The sequence below is a fragment of the Algoriphagus sp. genome (genome assembly GCF_013373065.1).
Lineage (GTDB): Bacteria > Bacteroidota > Bacteroidia > Cytophagales > Cyclobacteriaceae > Algoriphagus.
In genome coordinates this window covers 93,733-120,305 of the sequence record NZ_JABXIN010000005.1, presented here as the reverse complement: position 1 = coordinate 120,305, position 26,573 = coordinate 93,733, and the positions used below count along the sequence as shown (strand labels likewise).

At 41.8% G+C, this 26,573-nt stretch carries 19 protein-coding genes and 1 riboswitch; of the genes, 8 read left to right on the top strand and 11 right to left on the bottom strand.

Annotation, left to right across the window (positions count from 1 at the left end):
* Positions 1-85: 85 nt before the first annotated feature.
* The 3 genes from HWE15_RS04915 to HWE15_RS04905 form a co-directional block, all read right to left on the bottom strand.
* A complete protein-coding gene (locus tag HWE15_RS04915; protein WP_290506389.1) occupies positions 86-2,065 on the bottom strand; it encodes a DUF2075 domain-containing protein in 1,980 nt (659 codons plus the stop codon).
* 45 nt (positions 2,066-2,110) lie between these two features.
* Complete coding sequence (gene smc, locus HWE15_RS04910) at positions 2,111-5,650, bottom strand: chromosome segregation protein SMC (protein WP_290506388.1); 3,540 nt, start codon at positions 5,648-5,650, stop codon at positions 2,111-2,113.
* A gap of 152 nt (positions 5,651-5,802) precedes the next feature.
* Positions 5,803-5,940, bottom strand: a complete 138-nt coding sequence (locus tag HWE15_RS04905) for a hypothetical protein (protein WP_290506387.1) — start codon at positions 5,938-5,940, stop codon at positions 5,803-5,805.
* A 59-nt stretch (positions 5,941-5,999) separates the two neighbouring features.
* Between HWE15_RS04905 and HWE15_RS04900 the strand changes: the two genes are divergently transcribed.
* The 8 genes from HWE15_RS04900 to HWE15_RS04865 all read left to right on the top strand — a co-directional run bounded on the left by HWE15_RS04900 (position 6,000) and on the right by HWE15_RS04865 (position 19,086).
* Positions 6,000-6,554, top strand: a complete 555-nt coding sequence (locus HWE15_RS04900; protein WP_290506386.1) for a transposase — start codon at positions 6,000-6,002, stop codon at positions 6,552-6,554.
* Between the two features lie 446 nt (positions 6,555-7,000).
* The gene (locus tag HWE15_RS04895) at positions 7,001-11,302 is read left to right on the top strand and encodes a PAS domain S-box protein (protein WP_290506385.1); all 4,302 of its coding nucleotides are present in this window, start codon (positions 7,001-7,003) and stop codon (positions 11,300-11,302) included.
* A 54-nt stretch (positions 11,303-11,356) separates the two neighbouring features.
* A complete protein-coding gene (locus HWE15_RS04890) occupies positions 11,357-12,673 on the top strand; it encodes a hypothetical protein (RefSeq protein WP_290506384.1) in 1,317 nt (438 codons plus the stop codon).
* Positions 12,674-12,760: 87 nt separating this feature from the next.
* Positions 12,761-12,860, top strand: a riboswitch (SAM riboswitch).
* Positions 12,861-12,927: 67 nt separating this feature from the next.
* Entirely contained in the window at positions 12,928-13,983 is a 1,056-nt protein-coding gene (locus HWE15_RS04885; RefSeq protein WP_290506414.1) for a homocysteine S-methyltransferase family protein, read from the top strand.
* Positions 13,976-16,669, top strand: coding sequence for a methionine synthase (gene metH / locus HWE15_RS04880; protein WP_290506383.1), 2,694 nt, complete (start codon positions 13,976-13,978; stop codon positions 16,667-16,669). Before HWE15_RS04885 ends, metH begins: the two co-directional genes overlap by 8 nt.
* 4 nt (positions 16,670-16,673) lie before the next feature.
* Positions 16,674-17,627 carry a methylenetetrahydrofolate reductase [NAD(P)H] gene (metF, locus tag HWE15_RS04875; RefSeq protein WP_290506382.1) on the top strand — a complete coding sequence of 318 codons (954 nt, stop codon included), beginning with the start codon at positions 16,674-16,676 and terminating at the stop codon, positions 17,625-17,627.
* 52 nt (positions 17,628-17,679) lie between these two features.
* On the top strand, positions 17,680-18,528 hold the full coding sequence (locus HWE15_RS04870; protein WP_290506381.1) for a hydroxymethylglutaryl-CoA lyase: 849 nt from the start codon (positions 17,680-17,682) through the stop codon (positions 18,526-18,528).
* A 6-nt stretch (positions 18,529-18,534) separates the two neighbouring features.
* Positions 18,535-19,086: a PepSY-associated TM helix domain-containing protein gene (locus tag HWE15_RS04865; protein ID WP_290506380.1), complete on the top strand. Its 552-nt coding sequence runs from the start codon at positions 18,535-18,537 to the stop codon at positions 19,084-19,086.
* 1 nt (position 19,087) lies between these two features.
* Here HWE15_RS04865 and dprA read toward each other — a convergent pair whose 3' ends face one another.
* The 8 genes from dprA to HWE15_RS04825 form a co-directional block, all read right to left on the bottom strand.
* Complete coding sequence (gene dprA / locus HWE15_RS04860; protein ID WP_290506379.1) at positions 19,088-20,206, bottom strand: DNA-processing protein DprA; 1,119 nt, start codon at positions 20,204-20,206, stop codon at positions 19,088-19,090.
* Positions 20,193-20,540, bottom strand: coding sequence for a MerR family transcriptional regulator (locus tag HWE15_RS04855; RefSeq protein ID WP_290506378.1), 348 nt, complete (start codon positions 20,538-20,540; stop codon positions 20,193-20,195). Before HWE15_RS04855 ends, dprA begins: the two co-directional genes overlap by 14 nt.
* A gap of 126 nt (positions 20,541-20,666) precedes the next feature.
* Positions 20,667-21,371: a 16S rRNA (uracil(1498)-N(3))-methyltransferase gene (locus tag HWE15_RS04850; protein WP_290506377.1), complete on the bottom strand. Its 705-nt coding sequence runs from the start codon at positions 21,369-21,371 to the stop codon at positions 20,667-20,669.
* Positions 21,372-21,445: 74 nt separating this feature from the next.
* Positions 21,446-23,167, bottom strand: a complete 1,722-nt coding sequence (locus tag HWE15_RS04845; RefSeq protein ID WP_290506376.1) for a DEAD/DEAH box helicase — start codon at positions 23,165-23,167, stop codon at positions 21,446-21,448.
* Between the two features lie 216 nt (positions 23,168-23,383).
* Positions 23,384-24,175: a queuosine precursor transporter gene (locus tag HWE15_RS04840; protein ID WP_290506375.1), complete on the bottom strand. Its 792-nt coding sequence runs from the start codon at positions 24,173-24,175 to the stop codon at positions 23,384-23,386.
* A complete protein-coding gene (locus HWE15_RS04835; RefSeq protein WP_290506374.1) occupies positions 24,172-25,089 on the bottom strand; it encodes a ribonuclease Z in 918 nt (305 codons plus the stop codon). The genes HWE15_RS04840 and HWE15_RS04835 overlap by 4 nt, the downstream gene beginning before the upstream one ends.
* Positions 25,086-25,469: an STAS domain-containing protein gene (locus HWE15_RS04830; RefSeq protein WP_290506373.1), complete on the bottom strand. Its 384-nt coding sequence runs from the start codon at positions 25,467-25,469 to the stop codon at positions 25,086-25,088. The genes HWE15_RS04835 and HWE15_RS04830 overlap by 4 nt, the downstream gene beginning before the upstream one ends.
* A gap of 104 nt (positions 25,470-25,573) precedes the next feature.
* The gene (locus HWE15_RS04825) at positions 25,574-26,518 is read right to left on the bottom strand and encodes a phosphoribosylaminoimidazolesuccinocarboxamide synthase (RefSeq protein ID WP_290506372.1); all 945 of its coding nucleotides are present in this window, start codon (positions 26,516-26,518) and stop codon (positions 25,574-25,576) included.
* Between the last annotated feature and the right edge of the window lie 55 nt (positions 26,519-26,573).

Below are 26,573 nucleotides of genomic sequence, written 5' to 3'. Positions count from 1 at the left end.
AATTTCATAGGGATATAAAATGTTATTGGTAATTTATAATTAGCAGAAGGAAGCATTTCCTAATAAATAAGCGCCGTGATATTAGTTAACTTATAGTTCGTAATCCCATAGACTTAAAATATTCAAATGTTTTATCATAAAATTCGGGCAACCTTGAGTGATCTTCTGGATTACCTTCAGGGACTACCAGTACCATTCCTTTCCTAGCTCGAGTTAAAAGCACTCGATAAGCATTGATTAGATACTTTTGTCTTTCTTCTTTATTGATTTTTTGCCATTTATTTCCTTTAAATGAAAATGTTTTCCATCCGGAATCTGAGTATCTCAAATCTCCATCCCAAGTCACGCATGCCCAATCAAGTTCTAATCCTTGGACTTGGAATTCAGTAGCAACATCCTCTAAAAAATAGGATGATCTTATGTCATCTTTCCCATTAAGAAACCAATGAACAGGATTTATTGGTGATCTTACATCAATTGCAAGTGGCTTTAATCTATATGCTTGGGAGGACACAACAATACCATATCTTTCAGAACCTCTCGCTTTTTCCTTTAACCAAGTTTTTGCAGATTCAATTGATCTTGTTATAACAATTGGATATTGTTCTTGAAAACTTTCCAAAGTTTGTTTTGATTCTTCTTTCTTTAAATCCAATAATTGCTTTACAAAAAGAGAAAGTTTTTCTGCTCTAATTGATCGCATAGAAACACCTAGATGGAGATCGGGATTAAAAACTACCTTGCATTCATTTTTTAGATCAAGAATTGAATCCATGGCATTATACTCTGAATCAAAAAGGTGAGGAGAAATATGAGTTTCCCAATCTCGAAATTTAGTCTTAATTGCTGTTATCCATTCAGAAATTCCTGCTTCCCCTGTGTTAATTTCCTGTCCTCCTCCCACTAGGCAAACAATTACTGCCCAATCTTTATGTCTGTCTAAGCAAGAAATAAGGAATTCAGGTTCTGAGGAATCAAAGCCTAATATCCCTTTCTTCCTTACCATGAAATTTATTGTTTGGTCTTTTGTCCAAGCTCGTTGGGCTTCATCAAAAATAGCTACATGGTCGTATGGAGCTGATTTATCACGAAGGTATTCGTCTCTGTAGTGGTGTATTATTTGTATAAATGATTTTACACCTTTTAATGCCTCATTCTTCGTGATTCGATTTCCTTTGGATCTTTCTTGCTCTACTTTATCTCTTGCCAGGGCTTCTTGTAAAACAGCAACTAATGGACCATTTCCAGATAAATAAACACTAGAATCCCCAAGTTCTTTATCCAAATGGTCAGTCGCTACCTTTAATCCAACTAGAGTTTTACCAGCACCAGGGACACCAGTTACAAAACAAATTATCTTTTTTCCAAAGGATTTGGCAAATCTGATTTGTTCTGAAATGTAATTCGTAGTTCGATTTAGGTTTTTTGCATCCGAATCACTTTTTGTTATTTCTTCAACAGTATGATTTTTGTATAAACTAACCGCTGCTTCAATAATTGTAGGAACGGGTTGGTAACTTCCCTTTGCATAGGAATTACCTATTTTCCTTTCGAGGTCCCCAAAAGAATCTAAAGCTTTTTCGATTGCAATTTTAAGGTCACTTGCATTTGTTTTAATGGGTTTAAATAGAAAGTCATTATGAGAGGTAGTTTTAAATTCAATTATTGAATTTTTAGCATTAGTTGCGATAAGTATTGGAATCAAAATAGAATCATGACTTGGTTGATGAAAACTTTTTAAATCAAGTGCATAATCCCATACCTGTTCAATATTATGAGTATGGAATTCTTTTTCCCCAACTTTGAATTCAAGAATAAATACGATGTTTTGAATAATGAGGAGGCAATCAATTCTCTTTCCCATTCTTGGAACTGAAAACTCAAAGTATAAAAGGCCATCTTTACCTCCTAATGCCTCTTTAAGAATTTTGATCTGGTTTTCCCAGGCAAAAACTTCATTCTGGTTATTTCCAAATTGATTTGTTATAGCTATTTCACCAATGATAGATTCAATACTTTTTTCTAGAAAAAGATTTATTGAATCACTGTAATAAAAATTAAGCATTCATTAAAAATTCAATTCAAAATCAAAAATAATCAATTAGTTTTTTCAAGCCAACTCCCTTAAATCCACTGGAACCACTCTTGAAACCCCTGCTTCGATCATGGTGATGCCGTAGATGATATCAGTGCTGGCCATGGTGCGCTTGTTGTGGGTCACGATGATAAACTGGCTCTCCTCGCTGAAGCGGTGGATGATCTGATTGAACTTGTCGATGTTGGCATCGTCCAGCGGGGCGTCCACCTCATCGAAGATACAGAAAGGCGCCGGCTTCAGCAGGTAGATGGAAAAGAGGAGGGAAGTGGCCGTCAGGGTTTTTTCCCCACCGCTAAGCTGATTGATAGTCAGGGGACGCTTGCCCTTGGGCTTGGCCATGATTTCGATGCTGGACTCCAGGGGATTGTCCGGATCAGTGAGCTTGATATCGCAGTCGTCCTGCTCGGTAAAGAGGGACCGGAAGACCTTGACGAAGTTGTCCTTGATTTTGCCGAAGGCATCCAAGAAGGTCTCCTTGGCGACTTGATCGATCTCGGAAATGGTGGTAAGCAGGGATTCCTTGGCCTTGACTAGGTCTTCCTTTTGCCCTTGGATAAAGGTATGGCGCTCCTTGATCTCGTCGTAGGCCTCCATGGCCATGGGGTTGATCGGACCCATCTTTTCCAGTTTGTCCTTTTGTTTTTGCACCAAGTTGCGGAGATTCTCTTCGGAAAAGTCTGCAAATTCGGCATCCAGGGCTGGATTTTCCTGCATCAGTTGATCCAAGTCCAGTTCGAATTCAACGCTGAGGCGCTCCTTCATGGAGGTCATTTTCAGCTTGATCTCGTTGATTCCTTGCTGCAGCTCCTGTAGGAGAATATCATGCCCTTCCTTGGCTTTTTGCAGGCTGCGGATTTTTTGATCGGTCTCATCGATGAGTCCCCTGCTGCCGTAGTAATCCTTTTCTGCCTCAGTCACGCCCTGTTCGATGCCTTCTTTTTCAGCATACAACTCGATCAGTTCCTCATCCTTGACCTCGTTGTTTTCGAGTAGGCTTTTGATCTCGGAGTCGAGCTGTCCGAGTTCCTGTTGGGATTTCTCGATGCGCTCCTTGGAGGAATCGTAGGCATTTTGCTTGAATTCAATTTCCTGATTCAGGCTATTGACGCGGTTGAGTTGTTGATGGTAGAGAATGTTTTCCTGATTGTAGGCCTGGGACTTTTCGGAAAGTACCTGGGATTCCTTTTCCACTTCCTCGGTGAGGATGTCCAGGTCTTGGGCCAGGGATTCAAACTCTGCCCGCTCCTCCAGCAAGGCCGGTTGAATGTCGGTCAGGCTCTCTTCCAGTTCGGAGATGCGATCCAGAATATCCTCCCGCTTGTTGGCATTGGAGGAAAGAAGTTCGGCGAGCTGTTCCTTTTTGGTGCGAACCGATACATAGGATTGGTTGAGCTCGTTGAGTTGAGCCTGCTTTTCTTCCAGTTGCTTTTTGAAGGAAATTTCCTTCAGCTTGGAGAGCTCGGAAAGCTTTTGGTCCAGATTGGCGCGGGTAGCGGAAACCTTTTTATTGAGGTCTTTGATTTCCTTGTCCAGCTTTTCCAGGTTTTTGGCCCGGCCGATACGCTTTCCTTCGAAGAGACCTACCGAACCCCCGGAAAGGGAAAACTTCCGCTTGGTGTATTTGCCGCTTTCGGCAATGAAAATGGCTTCCGAATCCGTTGGGAAATCCTTGTATTCCCCCTGCACGATGTAGACATTGTCCAGGATAAAATTGATCAAGCGACTGTATTTGACATCGAATTCGATGATTTCTGTGGCCGCGATGGCATTGGAAAATAGCTTGGTTGGGCTGGGCTTGAAGCGCTCAAAATGCTCCAAGACAAAGAAATTGGCCTTGCCTCGAGAAGCATCCGAGAGTAATTGGATGGCGGCGATGGCCTGGGCTTCGGTATCTACCACATAATAATTCATGTAGCCCTCTAGGTAATTCTCAATGGTCACGCGGTACTGTTCGTCCGTTGTCAGGAGATCGGAGAGGAGAGGTACATCCTTGGCCCAGGTGGAGTTTTTCTTAAGGAATTTGATGGCTTCGGGGAAACCTTCCAGATTTTCTACCAAGGATTTGGTGAGATTAAACTCGTTTTGTTTGGAATCCAGCTTGCGGGAAGTCGTGGTCAGTTCTTCCCGGATCATTTCGATCACGCGGGAAGACTCTTCCATCTTTTGATCCAGGTCTTCCTGTTTGCTTTTCAAAACCTCAAATTCCTTGTTTTCCTGATCGAGTTCTCGGGAGAGGTCCATCATTTTGGCTTCGAAGTCCACCAAGGAAGCTTCCTGATTGGAATCATCCGTGGATGTCCGCTCCAATTCCTGCTTAAGGGTAGAAAGCTGGATTTGTTTGATCTCCAAATCCTTATTGAGCTGATATACCCGTTCTTTCAACTGCTCATAGCGCGCTTGAAGGCTTTTTTGCTGGTGCTGCTTTTCCGTTTGGATTAACTTTTGGGAGTCATAGGCTTCCCGGAGTTCTGCAACGATGTGTTCTTTTTCTGCCAGCATTTTTTCGGCAGATTCGAGCTCCTGTTGCAGGGAACGAATGGAGAAACCTGCGCGGTCATTTGATTTGCGATCTGCATCGATTTGTTCGCGCAACTTTTGGGAGCGGTCTTCTAAGAAACGGAGGCGTTCGTTTTTGATTTTCTTTTCTGATTCGAAGGAGCGGATTTTATTAACATGCTCGTTGAGGGTGCGCTGTCGAGAAGCGAGCAGCTTTTCCTTGGAGATCAGCTCGGTCTTTAATTGAGAAAGCAGGGCTTCCTGATCCGCGATTTGTGATTGGATTTGGACTTTTCGATCCGTTTCCTCCTGAATGCGCCGATTACTATCGAGCAGGGATTGACTTTGCTTCTCGATGCTTTTCTTGGCCAGATTGATGCTAGCCGTTTTGTATTCCGCTTTGATCTCAAAGTATTTGGAAGCTTGTCTGGCCTGCTTTTCCAGAGATTTGAGGTTTTTCTCGATCTCATAAAGCAAATCTTCCACGCGATCTAAGTCTGCGTCGGTGTCTTCCAATTTTCGGAGGGTTTCTTTTTTGCGGGTTTTGAACTTGGAGATTCCTGCTGCCTCTTCGAATAATTCGCGTCGGGAGTTGTTTTTATCATTCAGCAACTCGTCGATCATTTTGAGTTCGATGATGGCGTAGGAGTTGGAGTTGATCCCTGTATCCATAAAGAGGTTGGTAATATCCTTCAAGCGGCAAGTGACGCCGTTGATTTGGTATTCACTTTCACCGGAACGGTAATAGCGCCGGGTGATGGTAACATGCGTGTACTCAGTAGGGAGGAGGTTTTTGGTATTTTCAAAAGTCAGAGAAACTTCAGCCAAGTTGGAAGGCTTCCGGTTTTTGGTCCCGTTGAAGATGACGTTTTCCATCTTGTCGGAGCGCAGCATGCGGGTTTTTTGTTCACCTAAAACCCAGCGAATGGCATCGACTACGTTGGATTTTCCGCATCCATTTGGCCCCACCACACCGGTGATTCCTTTATCAAAATGGATGACCATGCGGTCCCCAAAACTCTTAAAACCCTTGATCTCCAGTTTACTAAGTAACATGTAGTTTTTTCCTCCTTGTAAAAAGGAACAAAATAGTAGGAAAAATTGAAAGATTAAACTGAAAAAGGGAAATAGGCCTTTAGCGAAATGGGGTTACTCATTCTAGCGCAAGTCTCCCGACTTGTGCATCAATCAATACAGTCTTCAGACTGTTAGTTGGATTGGTTGGCAGTCAAAATTCTGCCTATTCGATGTTCCAAGCCTGCCTGACGGAAGGCAGGTCTGGAGACTTGAACCAGATTCCCTTTAACCCATAGCGCAAGTCTTCTGACTTGTGCTTTAAATAACACAGTCTCCTGACTGTATTTTTATTTATAAATATTATTTTAGTTAACAGGAAATCAATCAGATGAGTAGAAAGTACAAAATATGGGATCAGGAAAAATTGTATTTCGTGACTTTTACAGTTATTGAGTGGATTGATGTATTTACAAGACAAGAGTACAGAGATATTTTCTTGAATTCACTGAGGTACTGCCAACAAAACAAGGGGTTGGATTTGTGTGCCTTTTGTATTATGTCCAATCATATTCATTTAATTATTGGAAGAAATGGAGAATCAAGAATTGAAGATCTAATAAGGGATATAAAAAAATACACATCTAATAAAATTATTGAAGCAATTAAAAAATCCTCCTCAGAAAGTAGGAGAACCTTTTTATTAGAAAGATTTGGGAAGGCAGGAAGGAAAAATGTTAACAATACAAATTTTCAATTTTGGCAGCAACATAATCAACCAATAGAATTAAATACGAATGATAAGGTAATCCGATGTTTGAATTATATCCACCAAAATCCTGTGAAGTCAGGAATTGTGTGCCTAGCTGAAGAATATTTGTACAGTAGTGCAAAAAATTATGCTGGATTACCTGAAAAACTAATTGATGTTATTTTGATCGATTAGGATGATTGAATAGCAGTCTGAAGACTGCCTTTCCAATGGTCCAAGCCTGCCTGACGGGAGGCAGGTCTGGAGACTTGAACCACTTAAGCCTGCGAGACAGAAGGCAGTTCCTGAAACTTGAACCAGTTCCTCCTTAACCCATAGCGCAAGTCTTTTGACTTGTGCATCAACCAATACAGTCTTCAGACTGGTTGTTTGGATTGATTGGCAGTCAAGAGACTGCCTATTCGATGGTCCAAGCCTGCCTGACGGAAGGCAGGTCTGGAGACTTGAACCAATTAAGCCTGCCTGACGAGAGGCAGGTCTGTAGACTTGAACCAATTAAGAGACTTGATTTTTTCTCAAATTCCCTTGTTACCCCTAGGATAAATATCTCTTAAACTTGTTTTTTAAGTGATCTTTTTGTGATATTAGGGCCATCAACACCCAAGCTCTATTACTTTTTCATGAGTAATTTTAAACAATTTGATATTTCTGATTTTCTGAATGAGATTCAAGAGCCTTTGTTCTTGATGGATCGGGAGGAGATTATTTTTTGGAATCGTTACTCAACAGAGAATTTTAAAAATCTGCCCCAAGCTTGGGAGACTTGGTTTTCCCAACCGGAATTAATCGAACAGATTCAATCCTTTTATGAAGGGGGAGAAGTTCCTAATTCCCGCTATTTCAAGTCTATTGAGCAAAAAGACGGGAAAATGTTGCGGATGGAATGGTCCTTTACCAATCTGCCTTCTACCTATAGTTCTCGATTTTTGATCGTCAAGGCAAACCCGATCCGTTATTTCGGGGATTCGGTAGGGGAGAATTTCTTGTTGGAAAAGGATATCGAAGCCCGGGAGGAACTCAGCTATATGCAGAGTATTTTGAATCACAGTCATGATTTGATTGCGATTCTGGATGAAAAAGGGAATTACAAGTTTATTTCTGATTCGGTCAGCGAAAAATTAGGCTTTCCTTCCGAGGCGATTGTAGGACGGAATTTTAATGAATTTATCCAAGCAGGAGTCATCCAAATCGTGAAGGGGAGTTTTGAAGACGTATTGCTTTCTGATCGGGAGGTCGCTGTTGATTTTTGGATTAATCGCCAAAATGGAGAGCGGATCTACCTAGAAAGTTTTGCAAAAAACTTGCTCCATCACCCGGAGATTAACGGGGTTCTCTTTTCAAGTCGGGATATTACCGATTTCATACAGATGGACCGGGACTTGCAGCGCCGTTATGAAATTGAAAACCTGATCAATCAGGTATCTGCTCGTATTATCAATGCCTCCCTTACACAGCCTGAAAAGGAATTTCAGTTTTTATTGGAAAAATTTGGTCAGTTCCTGCATGCGGAATTAGGACAAATATGGATTGTCAATCGGGATACAGATGAACAGGAACTCCTGAATAGTTGGGTTAGTGGCGAAAACACCAAGACGAATTTTCAAGATATTCATCAAGAGATCACGGCCCGAAAAACCCGGTTGGAAAAGGGGATCGTCAAATTGGTGGAATGTCCTGATAAAAAGGAAAACTGGCGCTATTTGTTATTGATCCCAATGATCTCTGCGAACAAGCTTCGTGGCGTTTTGAGCTATGAGATTGTGAGCGCTAAATTGGAATACACAGAAAAACAATTGCAGATCTTCCGACAGCTGGGAGATATTTTGGCAGGAGCTTATTCGGGTAGTTGGTTGACAAGAAGAATTCAACGGAATGAGAGTTTGCTGGCCACGACCGAGCGACTTTCTAAATCTGGCTCTTGGCGTTACAGTACCCAAAAAGACCTTTTCTACATTTCAGGTGGATTGGCCGAACTTTTTGGATTGGGAACAGAACCTTTGACGGCGGAATTTTCCACCTTGATTTATAAGATTGACAAGGGGACTCGGTCAGATTTTGTCAAAAAGTTAAAGAAAAGCATTCAGGAAAAAAGTCAGGAATCTGGGGAGTTTACTATAAAAAATGACTCTGGAGGAACAGCCTTTATAGCTTATGAAATAGAAACCCGTGAAAACTTCCTGAGTCAGGGACTGGAAGTTACAGGCTTTTGTACGGATGTGACCCATAAGCGCGCTGCTGAGGAACATTTGCGGTTACAATCCCAGATTTTGGCACAGGTAAGCGATCCGATTGTGGTGACTAATTTGAATTTGGATGTCATCTACCTCAATGGGGCTGCCATACAACTTTGTTGTCCGGAAACTTCCGCTTCCTTTCGGGGAAATGTAGATGACTTGTTGCAATGTGATGTCGAAAATGGTTCGCCATCTATTTCTACCTTAATTAAAAAGGTCGAGGAGGGGAAAGTTTGGAAAGGTGAAGTGACATTGGAGACGCTCCATACTCCCATTTCTCCTTTTGAAATTTCTATTCAGGCTATTTATTCAGAAAATCAGGATAAGATTGGCTATTCACTGATTCTGAGGAATTTGAGTGAAAAACGTGAAAGTGAGAAGTTGGCTTCCCGAGCTCGAATGATTGCTGAGAATAGTCCTGCGGTTTTGTTTCAGGTGGACCCGAACGATAATTACCGCATTGAATACATCTCGGAGAATATCAGTCAATTTGGCTATCAGTCGTCTGAATTGATGGGAAAAAATATTTCATTCCTAGACTTGATCCATCCGGATGACCGTGATGCTATTGTTTCCCTTCGCGATTCAAGAAAAACGGATTCAGGAATCCTTTCTTTTTCCGGAGAGTATCGAATTCAAAATGCTGCAGGTGACTATGTTTGGGTAGAGGACAGGACTTCCGATGTACTGGATTTTCAAGGAAAAATCACCATGCATCAGGGCTTGTTCCAGGATATTACTGAGCGAAAAAACTTTGTTCAGTTTAAAGAGGAAAAAGAAAAGCAGTATCGGATGTTGGCATCCCAAATACCCGGAACCAATATTTTCCTGCTTGATAAGGATCGGAAATATATTTTGGCCGAGGGTACCAATTTTGAAAATTGGGGTTTTAGCCGTGATAATTTTGAAGGAAAATACCTTTCAGATATCTCAATCACTAATTCAAAAGAAGTCTCCTCTATTTTGGATCGGGTGTATCAGCATCAGGAGGTGGTCGAATCCGAATTTGAGTTTAAGGATCGAAATTATCACCGGATCATTCGTCCCATTATCGAAAATGGGGAAGTTGCCTATGCGCTGAGCATTATTCGGGATGTGACTGATGAATATCTGGCTAAAAAACAGCTGGAAGATTCAGAAGAAAAATACAGAACCTTGGTAGAGGAATCCACGGAGATTATTTTCTCTTTGACGGACAGTTATGTTTTTGATTATATCTCACCCAATGTCAAGCAATTCCTAGATTATGAGGTTGAGGAAGTGGTAGGTAGAAGCATTTTTGATTTCCTCCATCCGGATGATTTGAACGTCTTTCAGGAAATGCAGCAGGAAAGTCGAGACTTCCTCTCCGAACATCAATTTTTGGAATTCCGATTGATGCATAAAAACGGCGAAACCCGAATTTTTAATTCCCATGGAAAGATCATTTCCGACAAAGACGGAAAACGCCGTCTTTACACCGGTATTGCTCGGGATATTTCCAAACTGAAGGAGGCTCAAAAAGAGTTGGTGAAGGCAAAGGAAAATGCAGAAGAAGCTTCGCGTATCAAGTCCCAGTTCTTATCGGTGATGAGTCATGAGATTCGGACTCCTATGAATGCGGTGATTGGACTTTCCCATTTCTTGATGGAAGATGACCCACGTCCAGATCAATTGGAAAACCTCAAGACGCTTCAGTTTTCTGCGGAAAGTCTGATGGCGCTTATCAATGACATTCTGGATTACAATAAAATTGACTCCGGAAAAATTGAATTGGAGCATTTGCCTTTGGACCTACGCCACCTTTTACATCGGATTATTCATTCACATAGTTTCCAAGCGCATGAAAAAGGCTTGAAAATTTCCTGTGAGTTTGATGAGTCTATTCCACAATGGTTATTAGCAGACTCGCTGCGCATTGGACAGGTGATTAATAATTTGGTGAGTAATGCCATCAAGTTTACCGAAAAGGGTTTCATTCGAATCCGTCTTCAGGAAAGGGGAACCGATCCAGATGGACGAATCCGGGTTCAGTTCCGTTTTGAGGATACCGGAATTGGGATTCCTGCCGATAAAGCAACACACATTTTTGAAGCCTTTACCCAGGCTTCGTCGGATACAACCAGAAAATATGGAGGAACAGGTTTAGGTTTGGCGATTGTCAAGCGCTTGGTTGAGCTTTTTGAAGGAGAAATCAACTATTATCCGAATCCGGAAGGTGGAAGTATTTTTGAATTTGAGGTACCATTCCAGGTTGACCGACGGCATCTGGAAGAAGATCAAGAGCCTGCCCATGCAGCTTCCCGTTCCCTAGAAGGGTATTCGGTTTTGGTGGCAGAGGATAATGCGGTAAATCAGGTTTTGATTAAAAAATTCCTTCAAAAGTGGAAGGTGGGGCATTTGGAATTGGCTGTGGATGGGAAGGATGCCATGGATAAATTCGATCATGAAACCTTTGATATTTTATTATTAGACTTGCAAATGCCACATTTGGATGGTTTTGAAGTAGCTAAAAAAGTAAGGAAGAATCCAAACCCAAAAAAGGCTCAGGTTCCTATTCTTGCCTTGACGGCATCTTCCTTGGAAGAAGTTAAGAATGAGTTGCTTGAGGCGGGCATCAATGATTACGTGCCAAAGCCATTTTCTCCTGAAGTTTTGTTTGAAAAACTCTCAAAATACCTGCGTGCAAAAAGTCTTTTATCGGATTAGCACAAATTTTGCCACAAAGGCTGATAAATTTGTTTACCGAAAAAGCCATCTATAATGCCTAATTTTTTCAGGATATTCATTCTGATTTCTTTATTGCTTTCACCAGCACTAAGCCGTTCTCAAGGATTGATAACGAAGCGAAGTACTTTTTACGCTGTGATGGGCACTAGTGGGGCCAAGCTCAATCAGTTTAATCAAATGCTGGAAGATCGAGGACTGACGCCCTTGCGAAATCGCTATCAAACAATAGGGCTGGGCTATCAGAATCGAATCAATGATTTTGTATTGGGTTTGGAACTTTACCATAATCAAGGGAAAAGAAGCGAATTGGATGGCTATCGCCTAAGTTATAGGACCTCACGCGTATTGTTGAACGTTGGGTATTCTTTTACCGAAGAATCCAAGTTCCAGTTGATTCATTACATGTCTTTGGGAATGGGTTTTTTGAATTTTCAAATGCTACCCAAGGAAGCACCAAACAATCTGGTGGATTTTTTAGCAGATCCTGAGTTGGGTTTTATTCTGCGAGAAAACAATATCCATAAAGGTAGCAGGAAGTATGGGGATTTTTTAACGGAGATTGGATTTCAGCTGAGCTACGATTTTCCTCTTCCCGGGAGAAAAGAATCCTTGGACGTGATCGCCAAGCTCGGATATGCTTTTAGCCCTTTTGAAGGAAAGTGGAATCTTTCGGATATGTCCTTTCAAAATACCCAAAGTGGGGCCTTTATTCGGGTAGGGGCAGGATTAAGTATTCCCGATCGTAATTTCTTTTACAAGGATGCCTCCATCGCTTTACAATTGGTTTCAGGTATTCACTTTACAAAACCTGATCGTCTGAATAATCAATTGGAAGAGGCTGGTTATGAACCATTGAAGGGCAGGCCATCTAACCTGGGTATTAAAATTACCGGGGAAACTGAAGGTGTTCTGTATGGCGTGGAAGTCTATAATCTGTCTATGGATGGTTCGGCTAATTCATTAAAATCCCAAACGCTGAATAGTCTTCGAATCTATGCCAATGGAGGATTGAAGTTTTTGAAATACAAAAATTTTGGCATGGGTGCTTTGGGTGGTGTGGGCTTTGGTAATATCCGCTATACCTTGAGTCAGGTCGAAAAACCTGATTTTCCAGAGCTATTTGAACAGCGAAAGTTTGACGGGTATTTAAAAAACAGTGGCTTGATGGCCAAACCGGAAGTATTCGTAGAGTATGCGCACCCGATGACCAAACGAAAATGGTTTGATTTAGTCTTTTCGGTATCCATGGGCTATGAATTGGCCTTGGCCAATTACCGTTTAGGTGAATTGGATATGGCTGGATATATGTCAGCTCCTTATCTGATGTTTGGGATTGGTGTAAGACCTTAAGGGTAGACTTGAAGGATACCTTTACATGCATACTGCTTTTCATCCGGATCATCTAGTTTTATTGCGCTTTTGCTATTACCTTTGGGAGGCTTATCGAGAAAGACCGAGGGAAGGGCCCTACGACGTCTTAGCAACCTGTAAACAAGGTGCTAATTCCCATTCCGGATTCGCCGGAAAAAGATGAGCGGAAAAGATTACCCTGTACTTTTCTCCGTGTTTTGCTCGATTAGCTTTTTGAACGATTACAACGAATGATGCAAAACAGAACGCAATTACTCCTAAATGTCATTAAAAACAGAATCTTGGTGCTCGATGGTGCCATGGGTACGATGATTCAACGGTATACCTTGACCGAAGATGATTTTCGAACGCCTGCGCTTAAAAACCATCCCAAGGCTCTGAAAGGCAACAATGATTTACTCTCATTAAGCAGACCTGATATCATCAAGGCTATTCATCGTGAATACTTGGAGGCTGGAGCCGATATCATTGAAACCAATACATTTTCTGGAACTTCGATTGCGCAGGAGGATTATGGTTTGTCACACCTTGCCTATGAGTTGAATCTGGCTTCTGCTAAAATCGCCCGGGAAGTCGCTGATGAATTTACCGCAAAAGAACCCCATAAACCTCGCTTTGTGGCTGGAGCAATGGGGCCTACCAATCGGACTGCTTCTATTTCCCCGGATGTCAATGATCCAGGATATCGCGCCATTACTTTTGATCAGTTGGCTGCAGCCTATGCCGAACAAGTAAGAGGACTTTTGGATGGAGGTGTGGATATACTTTTGGTGGAGACGATTTTCGATACCTTGAATGCTAAGGCTGCATTATTTGCTATTCAGGATGTATTTGAAGAGCGGTCCATGCCTTTAGATCCTCACGAAGGCGGAATTCCAATTATGATTTCCGGAACGATTACCGATGCTTCTGGTCGGACCCTTTCCGGGCAGACTACCGAAGCGTTTCTGATTTCTGTTTCTCATGTGCCATTGTTTTCAGTGGGTTTGAATTGTGCTTTAGGGGCCAAAGAATTGCGCCCTTATCTCAAGGTCTTGGCAGACAAGGCTCCCTTTTATGTTTCAGCCTATCCCAATGCCGGGCTTCCGAATGAATTTGGAGCCTATGACCAGGGCGCAGGTGAAATGGGACATGAAATGGAGCCATTCTTAAAAGATGGTATGCTTAATATTTTGGGAGGATGCTGTGGAACTACTCCGGATCATATTCGGGAATTGGCGAAGATTGCAGCTTGTTATTCGCCTCGTAAAGTAGAGGAAGAACTAGTAGAAGGGGAGGAAAATGTATAAGTCGAATTATTTGAAATTATCGGGGCTAGAACCATTGGTATTTACCCCTACGATCAATTTTGTCAATATTGGAGAGCGAACCAATGTCACTGGTTCTAAGAAGTTTGCCCGTTTGATCCTCAATGAACAGTATGATGAAGCCTTGGAAGTGGCTTTGGATCAAGTTCGAGGAGGGGCGCAGGTATTAGATGTCTGCATGGATGAAGGCATGTTGGATGGAGAGGCCGCTATGGTCAAGTTTCTCAACCTGATCGCCTCTGAACCTGAAATCAGCCGGATCCCAATCATGATTGACAGTTCCAAATGGAATATCATTTTGGCTGGTCTGAAATGCATCCAAGGAAAGGGAATTGTGAATTCAATCTCACTGAAAAATGGGGAGGAAGAGTTTATCCAACAGGCAAAAACCATTAAGAAATTTGGAGCGGCAGTTGTTGTGATGGCTTTTGATGAACAGGGGCAGGCTGACACCTTGGAGAGACGGATTGAAATCTGTTCAAGGAGTTATAAGATTTTGGTTGAGCAGGTCAAATTCAATCCTCAGGACATCATTTTTGATCCTAATATTTTCCCGGTTGCGACTGGGATGGAAGAACATCGACGAAATGCCTTGGATTTCTTTTTGGCTACCAAATGGATCAAAGAAAATCTACCCGGCGCGAAGGTAAGTGGAGGGGTTTCCAATGTATCTTTTTCCTTCCGAGGAAACAATCCGGTACGAGAAGCCATGCACGCTGCTTTTCTTTACCATGCCATCCATCATGGAATGGACATGGGAATCGTTAATCCAACCATGTTGGAGGTGTATGATGATATTCCAAAGGATTTGCTGGAGCGTGTTGAGGATGTACTTTTTGACCGAAGGTCAGATGCTACTGAGCGTCTCTTAGATTTCGCAGAAACGGTGAAAGCTTCAGGTAAAAAGGAAGCCATCAGTGAAGCTTGGCGAAATGATCCTGTTTCCAAACGAATAGAGCATGCCTTGGTAAAAGGTATTTTGGATTACATCATTGAGGATACCGAAGCGGCTAGATTAGAGTTGAAAGATCCTTTGAAAGTAATCGAAGGTCCTTTGATGGACGGGATGAATGTGGTAGGGGATCTCTTTGGAGAGGGGAAAATGTTTTTGCCTCAGGTAGTTAAATCTGCCCGGGTGATGAAGAAGGCAGTAGCCTATTTGGAGCCCTTTATGCCTTTGCCAGAAGAAGGACAGGAAGCTTCCAGTTTGAAGAAAATTTTGCTTGCTACGGTGAAGGGGGATGTGCATGATATCGGAAAGAATATCGTGGGGGTTGTCTTGGCTTGCAATAGTTACCAGATTATTGATTTGGGAGTGATGGTAGATGCTCAAAAGATTATTGATGAAGCCGTGAAAAATAAGGTAGATATCATCGGTTTGAGCGGGTTGATCACTCCTTCCTTGGATGAAATGGTGAATGTGGCCTCTGAAATGGAGCGACAAGGGTTAAAGATCCCTTTATTGATTGGAGGGGCTACTACTTCCCGAATCCATACAGCAGTGAAAATCGATCCGGTATATTCCGGAACTGTAGTACATGTAACAGATGCCAGTAAGTCTGTGCCCATTGCAGGAGAGGCGATTTCAGAAGAAACACGAGCCGCTTATCATCAAAAAATCAAAGAAACCTATAAGCAGCTTCGCATTGAGCATGAAGCTAAGCAATCCATCAAGCAGCTCATTTCTTACGAGGAAGCAAAATCTAACCCTGTAGCCATTGATTGGGCTCATTTTGAACCTGTAAAACCAAAGGTTTTGGGAAAGACTGTTTTGGAAGAGTTGGACCTGAATATATTGCGGGAATATATCGATTGGACACCTTTTTTCAATACCTGGATGTTGAGCGGACGCTATCCCAAGATATTGGAAGATCCAGTAGTTGGAGAGGAGGCTAAAAAACTTTTTGCTGATGCTCAAACCATGTTGGATCAATTAATTGCTGAGAAATGGCTTTCCGCTAAAGCTGTATTTTCCCTGATTCCTGTAAAACGAAATGGGGATGATGTGAGTCTTTTAGATCCTCATAATTCAGGTTTGACTTTAGGTCAGTTTCATTTCTTGAGACAGCAGGGTAAAAAAGGGAAGGGGGTTCCAAATCGTTCTTTGGCTGATTATATCCATCCCGATCAAGTAGATTATTTGGGATGTTTTGCAGTGACTGCTGGTTTGGATATGGATAAAAAATCAGCAGAATTTCAAGCAAAAGGAGACGATTACCATGATATTTTGTTGAAAGCCTTGGCAGATCGTTTGGCTGAGGCAGCTGCCGAATATGTGCATGAATTGGTGAGAAGAGATTATTGGGGCTATGTCAAGAATGAACAGCTGGATAATGATGCTTTGATCCGAGAAGCGTATCAAGGAATTCGTCCTGCTCCGGGATATCCGGCTTGTCCAGAGCATTCAGAGAAGGAAACGATTTCTAAGATTCTGGATATGGAAAACACCGTTGGCATTACACTAACCTCCAGTTATGCCATGTTGCCTACTAGCTCCGTTTCTGGCTTTTATTTTGCTCATCCTGAAGCCAAGTATTTTGGTCTCGGGAAAATAGGAGAGGATCAAGTAGCTTCCTATGCAGAGCGAAAAGGAATTTCCGTAGCCCAAGCCGAACGATTATTATCACCCAATTTGGCCTATCAACCAAAACCTACTGTAGAAGCTTAATCGCATGAAAATAACTGAACACCTAAAAAACGCGAAGTCCACGCTTTTTTCATTTGAGATTTTACCACCCTTAAAAGGGCAGAGTTTGAAGGATTTGTTGGAAGGAATTGAGCCTTTGATGGAATTCAAGCCTCCCTTCGTGGATGTAACCTACCATCGAGAGGAATACATTTACAAAAAGCATCCGAATGGACTTTTGGAGAAGATAAGTACCAAAAAAAGACCTGGTACGGTGGGGATTTGTGCAGCTATCATGAACCGCTTTCATGTGGATGCTGTCCCGCATTTATTGTGTGGAGGATTCACCAAGGAAGAAACGGAGAACGCGTTGATTGATTTGAATTTTATCGGGGTGGATAATGTCCTGGCTTTGCGTGGAGATGCCCCTAAAACTGATGGGAAGTTTATTCCTGAAAAAGACGGGCATCACTATGCAAGCGAATTGGTGGAGCAAATCGTCCGAATGAATCAAGGAAAATACTTGCATGAGGAAACTGAGACCAGTTTTCATACCGAATTTTGCGTTGGCGTGGCCGGCTATCCTGAGAAGCATTTCGAGGCTCCTTCCTTGAAATTTGACTTGAAATACCTGAAAGAAAAAGTTGATAAAGGAGCCGAATACATCGTGACTCAGATGTTTTTTGATAATCAGAAGTATTTTGAATTTGTCAAGAAAGTCCGGGAAATAGGAATTGAGGTTCCAATCATTCCGGGAATTAAGCCCATCACGACTGTAAATCAAATCACCATGTTGCCACGAACTTTTTATTTGGATCTTCCGGATGCACTGATGGATGAATTGGAGAAGTGTAAGACGAATGCAGAGGTAAAAGAAGTGGGGATTGATTGGGCTATTGAGCAGTCCAAGGAATTGGTAGCGGCAGGAGTTCCAAGTTTGCATTTCTATACCATGAGTAAGGCGGATGCTACTTACAAGATTGCCAAGGAGGTATTTTAACCGCTCTTCCAAATCCTCCCATTCATTTTCTTGATTCTCCCTATCTTCGAGTATGATTCAATTAATCGAATGTCCGAGGGATGCCATGCAAGGGCTTCCCGATTACATCGACTCTGCCATCAAGGCTGCTTATATTAATCAATTGCTCGAAGTGGGCTTTCATACTATTGATTTTGGGAGTTTTGTGAGTCCCAAGGCCATTCCACAGATGCGGGATACTGCAGAAGTTTTGGAAATGCTCGATCTTCATAAGAGCAAATCCAAACTTTTGGCAATTGTTGCCAATGTTCGAGGCGCTGAGGATGCCCTTCAATTTGAAGAGATCGATTATTTGGGTTTTCCGCTTTCTCTTTCTGAGACTTTTCAACAGCGAAATACCAAAGCCAGTATAGCCCAGGCATTGGAAACAGTAGAAACCATCCAAAATCTTTGTCACGTGAAGGGAAAAGAGCAGGTGGTTTACCTTAGTATGGGGTTTGGAAATCCCTATGGCGATCCGTATTCCCCTGAATTGGTGGCAGAATTTGTTCAGAAGTTAGATGAATTGGAAATAAAGACCATTTCGTTGAGTGATACCATTGGTGTGGCCACTCCGGAATTGATTTCCAAACTATTTGAAGTACAAACCCAGGCATTTCCCCACATTACTTTTGGAGCTCATTTGCACAGTCGAAAAGATCAAATTGAAGAGAAAGTGATTGCAGGGCTAAAAGGAGGTTGTAGAAGATTTGATGGGGCCTTGCAGGGTTTTGGAGGTTGTCCCATGGCCAAGGATGAATTGGTGGGGAATATGGCTACAGAGGTGATGATTGAAACTTTGGAGCAAGAAGGATATGATTTGAATTTAAATCATGGGGAACTTGGGGAAGCCATGAAACTCGCGAATACGATTTTTTTATAAGTACCTATGGGAAACTCCTCCATTCAGCAAAAAGCAAAGACAGTCCGGCTTTATAGAACTATTCATAAGTGGTTGGGGATTCCCTTGATCATTTTTTTCTTGTTGATCGGCATCACTTCCATTTTACTTGCCTGGAAAAAGAAAGTTGAGCTGCTGCCTCCAACCCAAAAGACACAGGTAGAAAACGGAACTTGGATTTTACCCTCGGAAATGGTTAGAATCGGGGAGGAGGAAATGCACAAACTTGGAAGAGATCCAGCAGTAGATCGAATTGATATTCGACCGGATAAGGGCATTGCAAAGGTTACCTTTAAAAAACACTTTTCAGAGGTTCAGGTAGACGGATATTCAGGAGAAGTATTATCCATTTCTACCCGTCATTCAGACTGGATCGAAAAGCTTCACGATGGAAGCATTGTGGATTATTACACAGCAGGAGACGAAGGCGCAAAGCTTTTTTATTCGACCTTGACTTCTTTGGGATTAATCCTTTTGGCTTTAAGTGGCTTCTATCTTTGGTATTACCCAAAGTTGATTCGTAAGCTTAAGTCCCGCTAAGTCAAACCAACAATTTGAATTTTTTACCCGGTAGGGACTTGACTATTCCTTCAAATTCGAGAGATAATAATTTGGAGGATAATATCCCTAAAGGAATATCTGTAGCGTAAGAGATTTGATCGATTTCTGATTCTCCTTTTTCCTGCAGAAGTGAAAGGATGAGTTGTTCTTCTTTGTCCCGGTGTGTCAAGTCCAATTTGGGTTTGGAAACTTTGCTTTCACCCGGTTTGGACCAAAAAAGTGCCTCTGCAATATCATCAGGACCGGTGTAGATAGAGGCTTTCATTTTTTTGATCAAATGATTGCAGCCTTCGGAATAGGTCGATTGGAGGTTTCCTGGTACCGCAAAAATTTCCTTATCATAACTGTAGGCAATTTCGGCAGTGATCAGTGCTCCTCCTTTTGCTGCAGCTTCTACGACTATCAATGCATCTGAGAGGCCAGCAATGATTCGGTTTCTCGCCGGGAAATTCCCGGGCATCATCTTCGACCCAGGTGCATATTCACTGAGTAAGGCACCTGTTTCTTGCAATTGCTCTGCAGTCTTTCGATGGACAGCAGGGTAAATTTGATCGATAGGGGACCCCATTACAGCTATGGTGGGTAAACCAGATTGTAATGCTGCCCGGTGAGCCTCAATGTCTATCCCGTAGGCAAGTCCGGAAACTATCACAGGTTTATAAAGTGCAAGGTCTTCTACTATTTTTCGGGTGGCTGATTTTCCATAATCAGTTGCACTTCGGGTACCTACTATTCCAATGGATTTTTCAAATTCTAAGTCATTAACACCTTTTGAAAAAAGAAGGGCAGGAGCATCTTCAATCGATTTAAGGCGATTGGGAAATTTTGGGTCCAAAAAGGTTCGAATTTGAAAATTCTTTTTCTCAGCAAGATTGATGAGCTCATCTGCTTTTCGAAGCAACTCATTTTTGGATTCCCGAATGGCAAGAAGTTTAGGGCCTACTTTCGGGATTTTAGAAGCTTTGCCTTTGGGGATTTCAAAAAATCCTTTCGCAGAACCAGCGTAGGCAAGAATAGCTTTTAAAACGCCCGGTCCAATTTTAGGAGCTAAGGATAAGGCTAGAAAATAACGGATTTGTTCATGATCAAGATTTCCCATTGATTTCGTCCCGCAAAGTCATTAAAAAATCTTTGATTTCTTGAAGCTTTTGGACCGCTTCAACTTTGTCCAAACCCTTTTCTTTCCCTTGTGCGATCACTTCGCGGGCCCCATCCAAAGTGTAGCCTTTTTCCTTGACCAAATGGTAAACGTATCGGATTTTCTGAATATCATCCTTGGTATATCGGCGATTTCCCTTTTTATCCTTCTTGGGTCGGATGATATCAAATTCACCTTCCCAATAGCGGATTAAAGATGGAGCTACTTTAAACATAGAAGCCACTTCACCAATGGAGTGGTATTTTTTCTCGATAACGCGTTCTTTGTAGGGCACAACTCTAGACTTTAAAAATGTAAAAACTTATAAACCTCTAGCGTGAAGGTTTTAGCACAACTCTAAATTAAGAATTTCTTGAGTTAATTGGCTACGTCCTCAAGTGAAATAGGAGGTAAAAATTGCTTACCTGTTGATTATCTGTAGCATCTGTACGGCTGCCAATCCCGCAGTTTCGGTACGGAGCCGACTTTTTCCCAATGAAACAGGTAGGAATCCATTTGCTAGGGCTTCTTTGATTTCCTGAGGATCAAAATCTCCTTCTGGTCCAATTAGAATCAAGTACTTTCCTTTTGCTTTTGCTACATCAAAAAGATGATTTTGATGATCCTCGTCTACATAAGCAATGAATTTTTGGAAGTCCTCGAATTCTTTGGAGCTAATCAAGTCCTTGAAATCCCAATCACTTTGGATATTAGGTTTTCGATATTGCTTGCTCTGTTTGCAGGCTGAAACAATCTTTTTTTCCAGCCGATCTGTTTTCAAAAAGGTCCGCTCAGAATGCTGGCTTTTCATTAAATAAAGCGTATCAAATCCGATTTCAGTAATTTTTTCCACCATCCACTCTATTCGGTCTGGACTTTTGGTTGGGGAAATTGCCAAATGAATTTGAAAATCTTCTTCCGGGATGATTTCTGTAGATACGACTGTCAGTTGTGTTTTTTTGGGATCAGGAATGCTGATTTTGCAATGAAAAAGGTTTCCGGCTCCATCGGTAACTTGAACTTCATCTCCGGTTTTGTGCCGTAATACCCGAATCAAATGCTTGGACTCATCGAGACTTAGAGTGATGATAGGAGCGGTGCTATTTTCCTGAAAAAAGAGAGGCATAGATCCATTTTTACACAAAAAAAGCACATTTCCCGAAAGAAATGTGCTTAAACCAAATTAACCTTAACCTATAATCAACCTTTTGATATTTCCATGTTTACGGATTTTCCTTTGATGGTGTTCTGCTTCATGGTGCGAATCACGTGATCTGCATCTTTTTTCGGCACATCCACAAAAGAGAAATTCTCATAGATATCAATTCCACCAATGCTCTTTCCGGGGATTCCGGCTTCTCCTGCGATGGCTCCTACGATATCATTTGGGCGAATTCTATCCTTTTTACCTAAGTTCAGGAACAGACGTGTCATATTGGCTTCGGTAGCTCTTCCGCCACCTCTTCGCTCACGGCCACCCTCTCTACGATCGCCTCTTCGCTCACGACCTCCATCTCTTCCTCCTCTTTCGAATCGACCGCCTCTTTCAGATCGCTCGCCTCGCTCTCTTCTTCGATCTTGGTAAGAAGGCAAGGAGAAATCCTGATCTCTTAATTCTTGAACAGCCTCACCCATAGTCATTTTGATAAGACCAAGTGCAACTTGCTCAGGAGTCAAACCTTCTGTTAATAGTTGACCCAAGGTTTCTTCAAAGATTTGATTGTCTTCTTCTTTGGCAAGGGTACGATGCACGTCCTTTACTAACTGTCGCTTTTTCATTTCGATCAGTTCAGACACGGAAGGAGGGTCCATTCGGGAAATACTCGCTTTCGTGAACCGCTCTAAATCATTGATTTTGTGCATGTCACGTCGACCGGTCACAAAGTTGATCGCCACACCGGATTTTCCAGCACGACCTGTTCTACCGATTCGGTGAACATAGTATTCTTCATCCAAAGGCAAATCAAAATTGAAGACAGCCTCTACATTGTCTACGTCAATTCCTCTTGCAGCTACGTCAGTTGCTACCAAGACATTGCAAAGTCCTTTTCGGAATTTGCCCATCACCTTGTCACGTTGAGCTTGCGAAAGGTCTCCGTGTAGGGCTTCGGCTAAGATTCCTCTAGAACCCAAAGATTCGGTCACCTCGTCAGTCATTCGCTTGGTGTTACAGAAAACGACTGATAGGTTGTAATTATTTACGGTCATCAATCGAACCATCAATTCCATCTTTAAGGTTGGTTTTACCTCATAATAGATTTGCTCTATCCGATCTACCGTCAATTCTTTTTTAGCGATTTTGATGATATGTGGCTCGTTCTGATACTTTCTGGTCAAATCCATGATAGGTTTGGCCATGGTTGCAGAGAAGAAGACGGTTTGTCTTTCTTCTGGCATTTCCTGAAGGATTGCTTCAATATCGTCCCGGAATCCCATATCTAGCATTTCATCTGCCTCGTCCAAAACGATGATTCCTGCATCATCCAATTTCAATGTTCCTCGATCAATATGATCTTGAACACGGCCTGGAGTACCGACTACAATTTGTACACCTTTCTTGAGGATTCGAATCTGCTTGTCAATTGATTCGCCTCCATAAATGGCTACAGAACTGATTTTTCGGTGATACTTGGCAAGTTTTTGAAATTCCCCTTCAACTTGAACAGCAAGCTCTCGGGTAGGGCAAAGAATAATTGCCTGAGGCTTGTGAAAATCTGGATCTACCAAATCAATGATTGGAATGGCAAATGCAGCAGTTTTTCCTGTTCCAGTTTGAGCCTGACCAATTACGTCATGACCTTCTAGGATGTAGGGGATAGCTTGTTCTTGAATGGGGGAAGGTTGGGTATAGCCCATCTCTTCCACTGCCTGTAAGATTTCTTTAGAAATCCCCAGGTCTGAGAATTTTGTGTTGTTTTCCATGATGTTTCCTTACTTTTTCCTGCCATGTTCCTTGATCCCAGACAAGCGACAGTAAGGAAATCACGGTTCAGAAAAAAAATTTCTGTATCAAAATTGACGGTGCAAAAGTATGGATAATTATTTTGTAAAACAAAGGATGTGAATAATCATTTAGAATATTCTTAAAAATATTTAGCAATTCTTAGAAAAATATTCGGCAAGAAAAAGTATAATGGACTATAAAAAGGTTCGATCTGAGGATGCTTCCTTCATCATTTTTTCAGCTAATTCTTTTCCTAGATACTGATCAATAAGGCTATGGCCCACATATAATAGTGGGGTGAGGACAATTGCTACTGTGAATTTATAGACATAATTGATGATTCCAACCGCAACTACCTGACTGATGCTCCAATTACCAAACAAATAAAATGCAATGCCCAAGACGACAAAAGAGTCAAAAAACTGACTAACCAAGGTGGAACCGGTTGCTCGAAGCCAAATCATTTTTGATCCTGTAACCGCGCGTAGGCGTTGGAAAACAAAGACATCCACCAATTGTCCCAATAAAAAGGCGGTTAGCGAACCAACAATAATTCCTAAGCCTTGTCTGAATATGGTATTGAAAGCATAGGAGATGTCAAACTCTTCTCCAAAAGGTGTTATCGCGTTAACTTCCAGCCAGAAATCAGCAGGAACTAATTTGGTGACTACTGTGATGACAACAAAAATATAGGCAATCAAGCCGGCAGTAATAAAACTTACTTTTCGAACGCCTTGCTTTCCGAAATATTCATTGATGATATCGGTAGTTATAAAAACGATGGGCCAGATAACTGCACCGGCCGTCAAATTGAAATCCAGCACATACTCATCAAAGAAGGTCCAACTTACCGGCTCAAAGCCGAAGGTCTTTTCTGCAGAAAAGATTTTAACTCCAATGATTTCCGCTAAAATGGCATTGGTTAGGAATATCGATCCCAGCACCATAAATAGATTGGTTTTTTTTGCGGATTCGGTGTGAGTCATATGCTGTAAGTTTTTCCTTCTTCACTCAACTCAACCTCTTGGAAGATGGTTTCAGCTTCATTCTTCATCCCTGTCAAATCTTTGTATCGAGAAGAAAAATGTCCTAAAAGGAGTTTTTTGACTTTACTCATTTTTGCAATTTCTGCCGCTTGAGAAGCTGTGGAATGGAATGTGACCGAAGCTCGCTCTTTATCTGGTTCAAGAAAGGTGGATTCATGATAAAGCAAATCAACCCCTTGGATATAGTCTTTCAAGTCCGGCCAATAAATCGTGTCCGAACAATAGGCATACGCTCTGACGGGATCCGGTGGATAGCAATATTCCCTTACGGCATAAAATGAGCCATCAACTCCGATGTGATCCATTCCCTGTCTCAGCGATTGAATAGCTTCTAATGGTAATTTTTGCTCCTCTAATTTTGCTTTGATCAAGTTCCTCAACCTTGGTTTTTCACGGACAAGAAAGCCTGTAGTAGGAAGCCGATGTTTTAGAGGAAAGCTATAAACCATAAACTTTGGATGATTCAGTAATAAATTTAGCTGATCATCCTTAGTTTCCTGAAAATGAATAGGATAAGAAAGTCTCGTATTGCTCCAGCGAAAGTGAGTGGTGATGATTTCATCCAAACCTTGTGGTCCATAAATTGTCAAAGGCCTGCTTCGTTTTCCTAAATGGAAACTTGAAAGCAGGCCTACTAATCCTAAGTAATGATCTCCGTGGAGATGGGAAATGAAGATGTAGTCTAGTTTGGAGGTTTTGATTTTGAATTTCCGAAGTTGGATTTGGGTTGCTTCTCCGCAGTCGATAAGTATCAACTCCTGTCCAATTTGGACAATTTGAGCAGAATGGTTTCTGCCGTGTACGGGAATAGAAGAAGTATTCCCCAATATCGTTACCTCGAATTCAGGTCTCAATCTTCCGTTTCCTCTTCGCTTTCTCCGTTTTCGATTTCGTGCATGAAGATAGTTTCTCCAGCTTCTTCCAAATCTGCCACCAGATTAAGCTTTTTATCCAGCATTGAAATCTTTAATAATTTCATGACGTGATCCTGAACTCCTGAAATCAGAAAAAGGCCACCATTGTTTCCATACTCACGGTCTCCAACCAATAGGGCGCTCAATCCAGAAGAATCCACATATTTTACATTGCTCAAATCCAACACTAGTTTGGCGTAGCCTTCTGCGTGCACCGTCAATAATTCGGATTTCAATTTTGGAGCCAAGGAAGAATCTAATTTCTCTTCCAATGGGGTGAAAATTACATATTGCTCTTTCTTATCAATGCTGTATTTCATCTCTTTAATATTTGTTTTAAGTGGCTGCATGGAATGCCCAACCCTGTTAAATCAGGGCATCACCCTGAATGAGAAGAAGTCTCATGGGCATTTCATAGTTCTGTTTAGTTTTCTGATAAATAGTTTAGAATTGCTTTTTCAATTCGTTCTTCAATATGGTTGGTGTTAGCTTTTTGGAATTTTTCGCCTGTTATTTTTTCAAACAACTCAATATAGCGATCAGAAATGCTATCTACAATTTCATCCGTCATTTCAGGAACTTGTTGTCCTTCCTTGCCCTGGAATCCATTTTCGATCAACCATTGTCGGACAAATTCCTTTGAAAGCTGTCGCTGTGGAAGTCCTTTTTGCTGATTTTCTTCGTAACCATCAGCATAGAAGTAGCGACTTGAATCCGGAGTATGGATTTCATCGATGAGATAGATTTTTCCATCCTGTTTTCCGAATTCATATTTGGTATCCACCAAAATTAATCCTTTTTCAGCGGCCATTTCCTGTCCTCTTTGGAACAAAGCTCTTGTGTATTTTTCCAAAACAACATAATCCTCCTCGCTGACGATTCCCTTTCTTAGAATATCTTCTCGGGAAATATCTTCATCGTGTCCTTCAGATGCTTTGGTAGTAGGGGTAATGATTGGGGTAGGGAATGGATCGTTTTCCCTCATTCCTTCTGGCATGGGAACTCCACAAATCAACCTTTTTCCTGCTTTATATTCCCTTGCAGCATGTCCTGAAAGGTAACCACGGATGACCATTTCCACTTTGAATGGTTCACAACGCTTTCCAATAGTTACATTTGGATCTGGAGTTGATGCTACCCAATTCGGAACGATATCAGCTGTAGATGCTAGGAATTTTGCCGCTATTTGGTTGAGAACTTGTCCCTTAAACGGAATCGCTCGGGGTAATACGACATCAAAAGCGGAAATCCGATCAGAAGCAACGACCACCAATTCCTTTTCGAAAATATAGACATCCCGCACCTTTCCTTTATAAAAGTCAATCTGTCCGGGAAATTGGAATCGGGTTTCCTTGATGGCTTGGTTCATGAGCGTATTGTTTTGACAAAAATAGAAAAGCTTTCTTTTTGATGGATGATTTGTT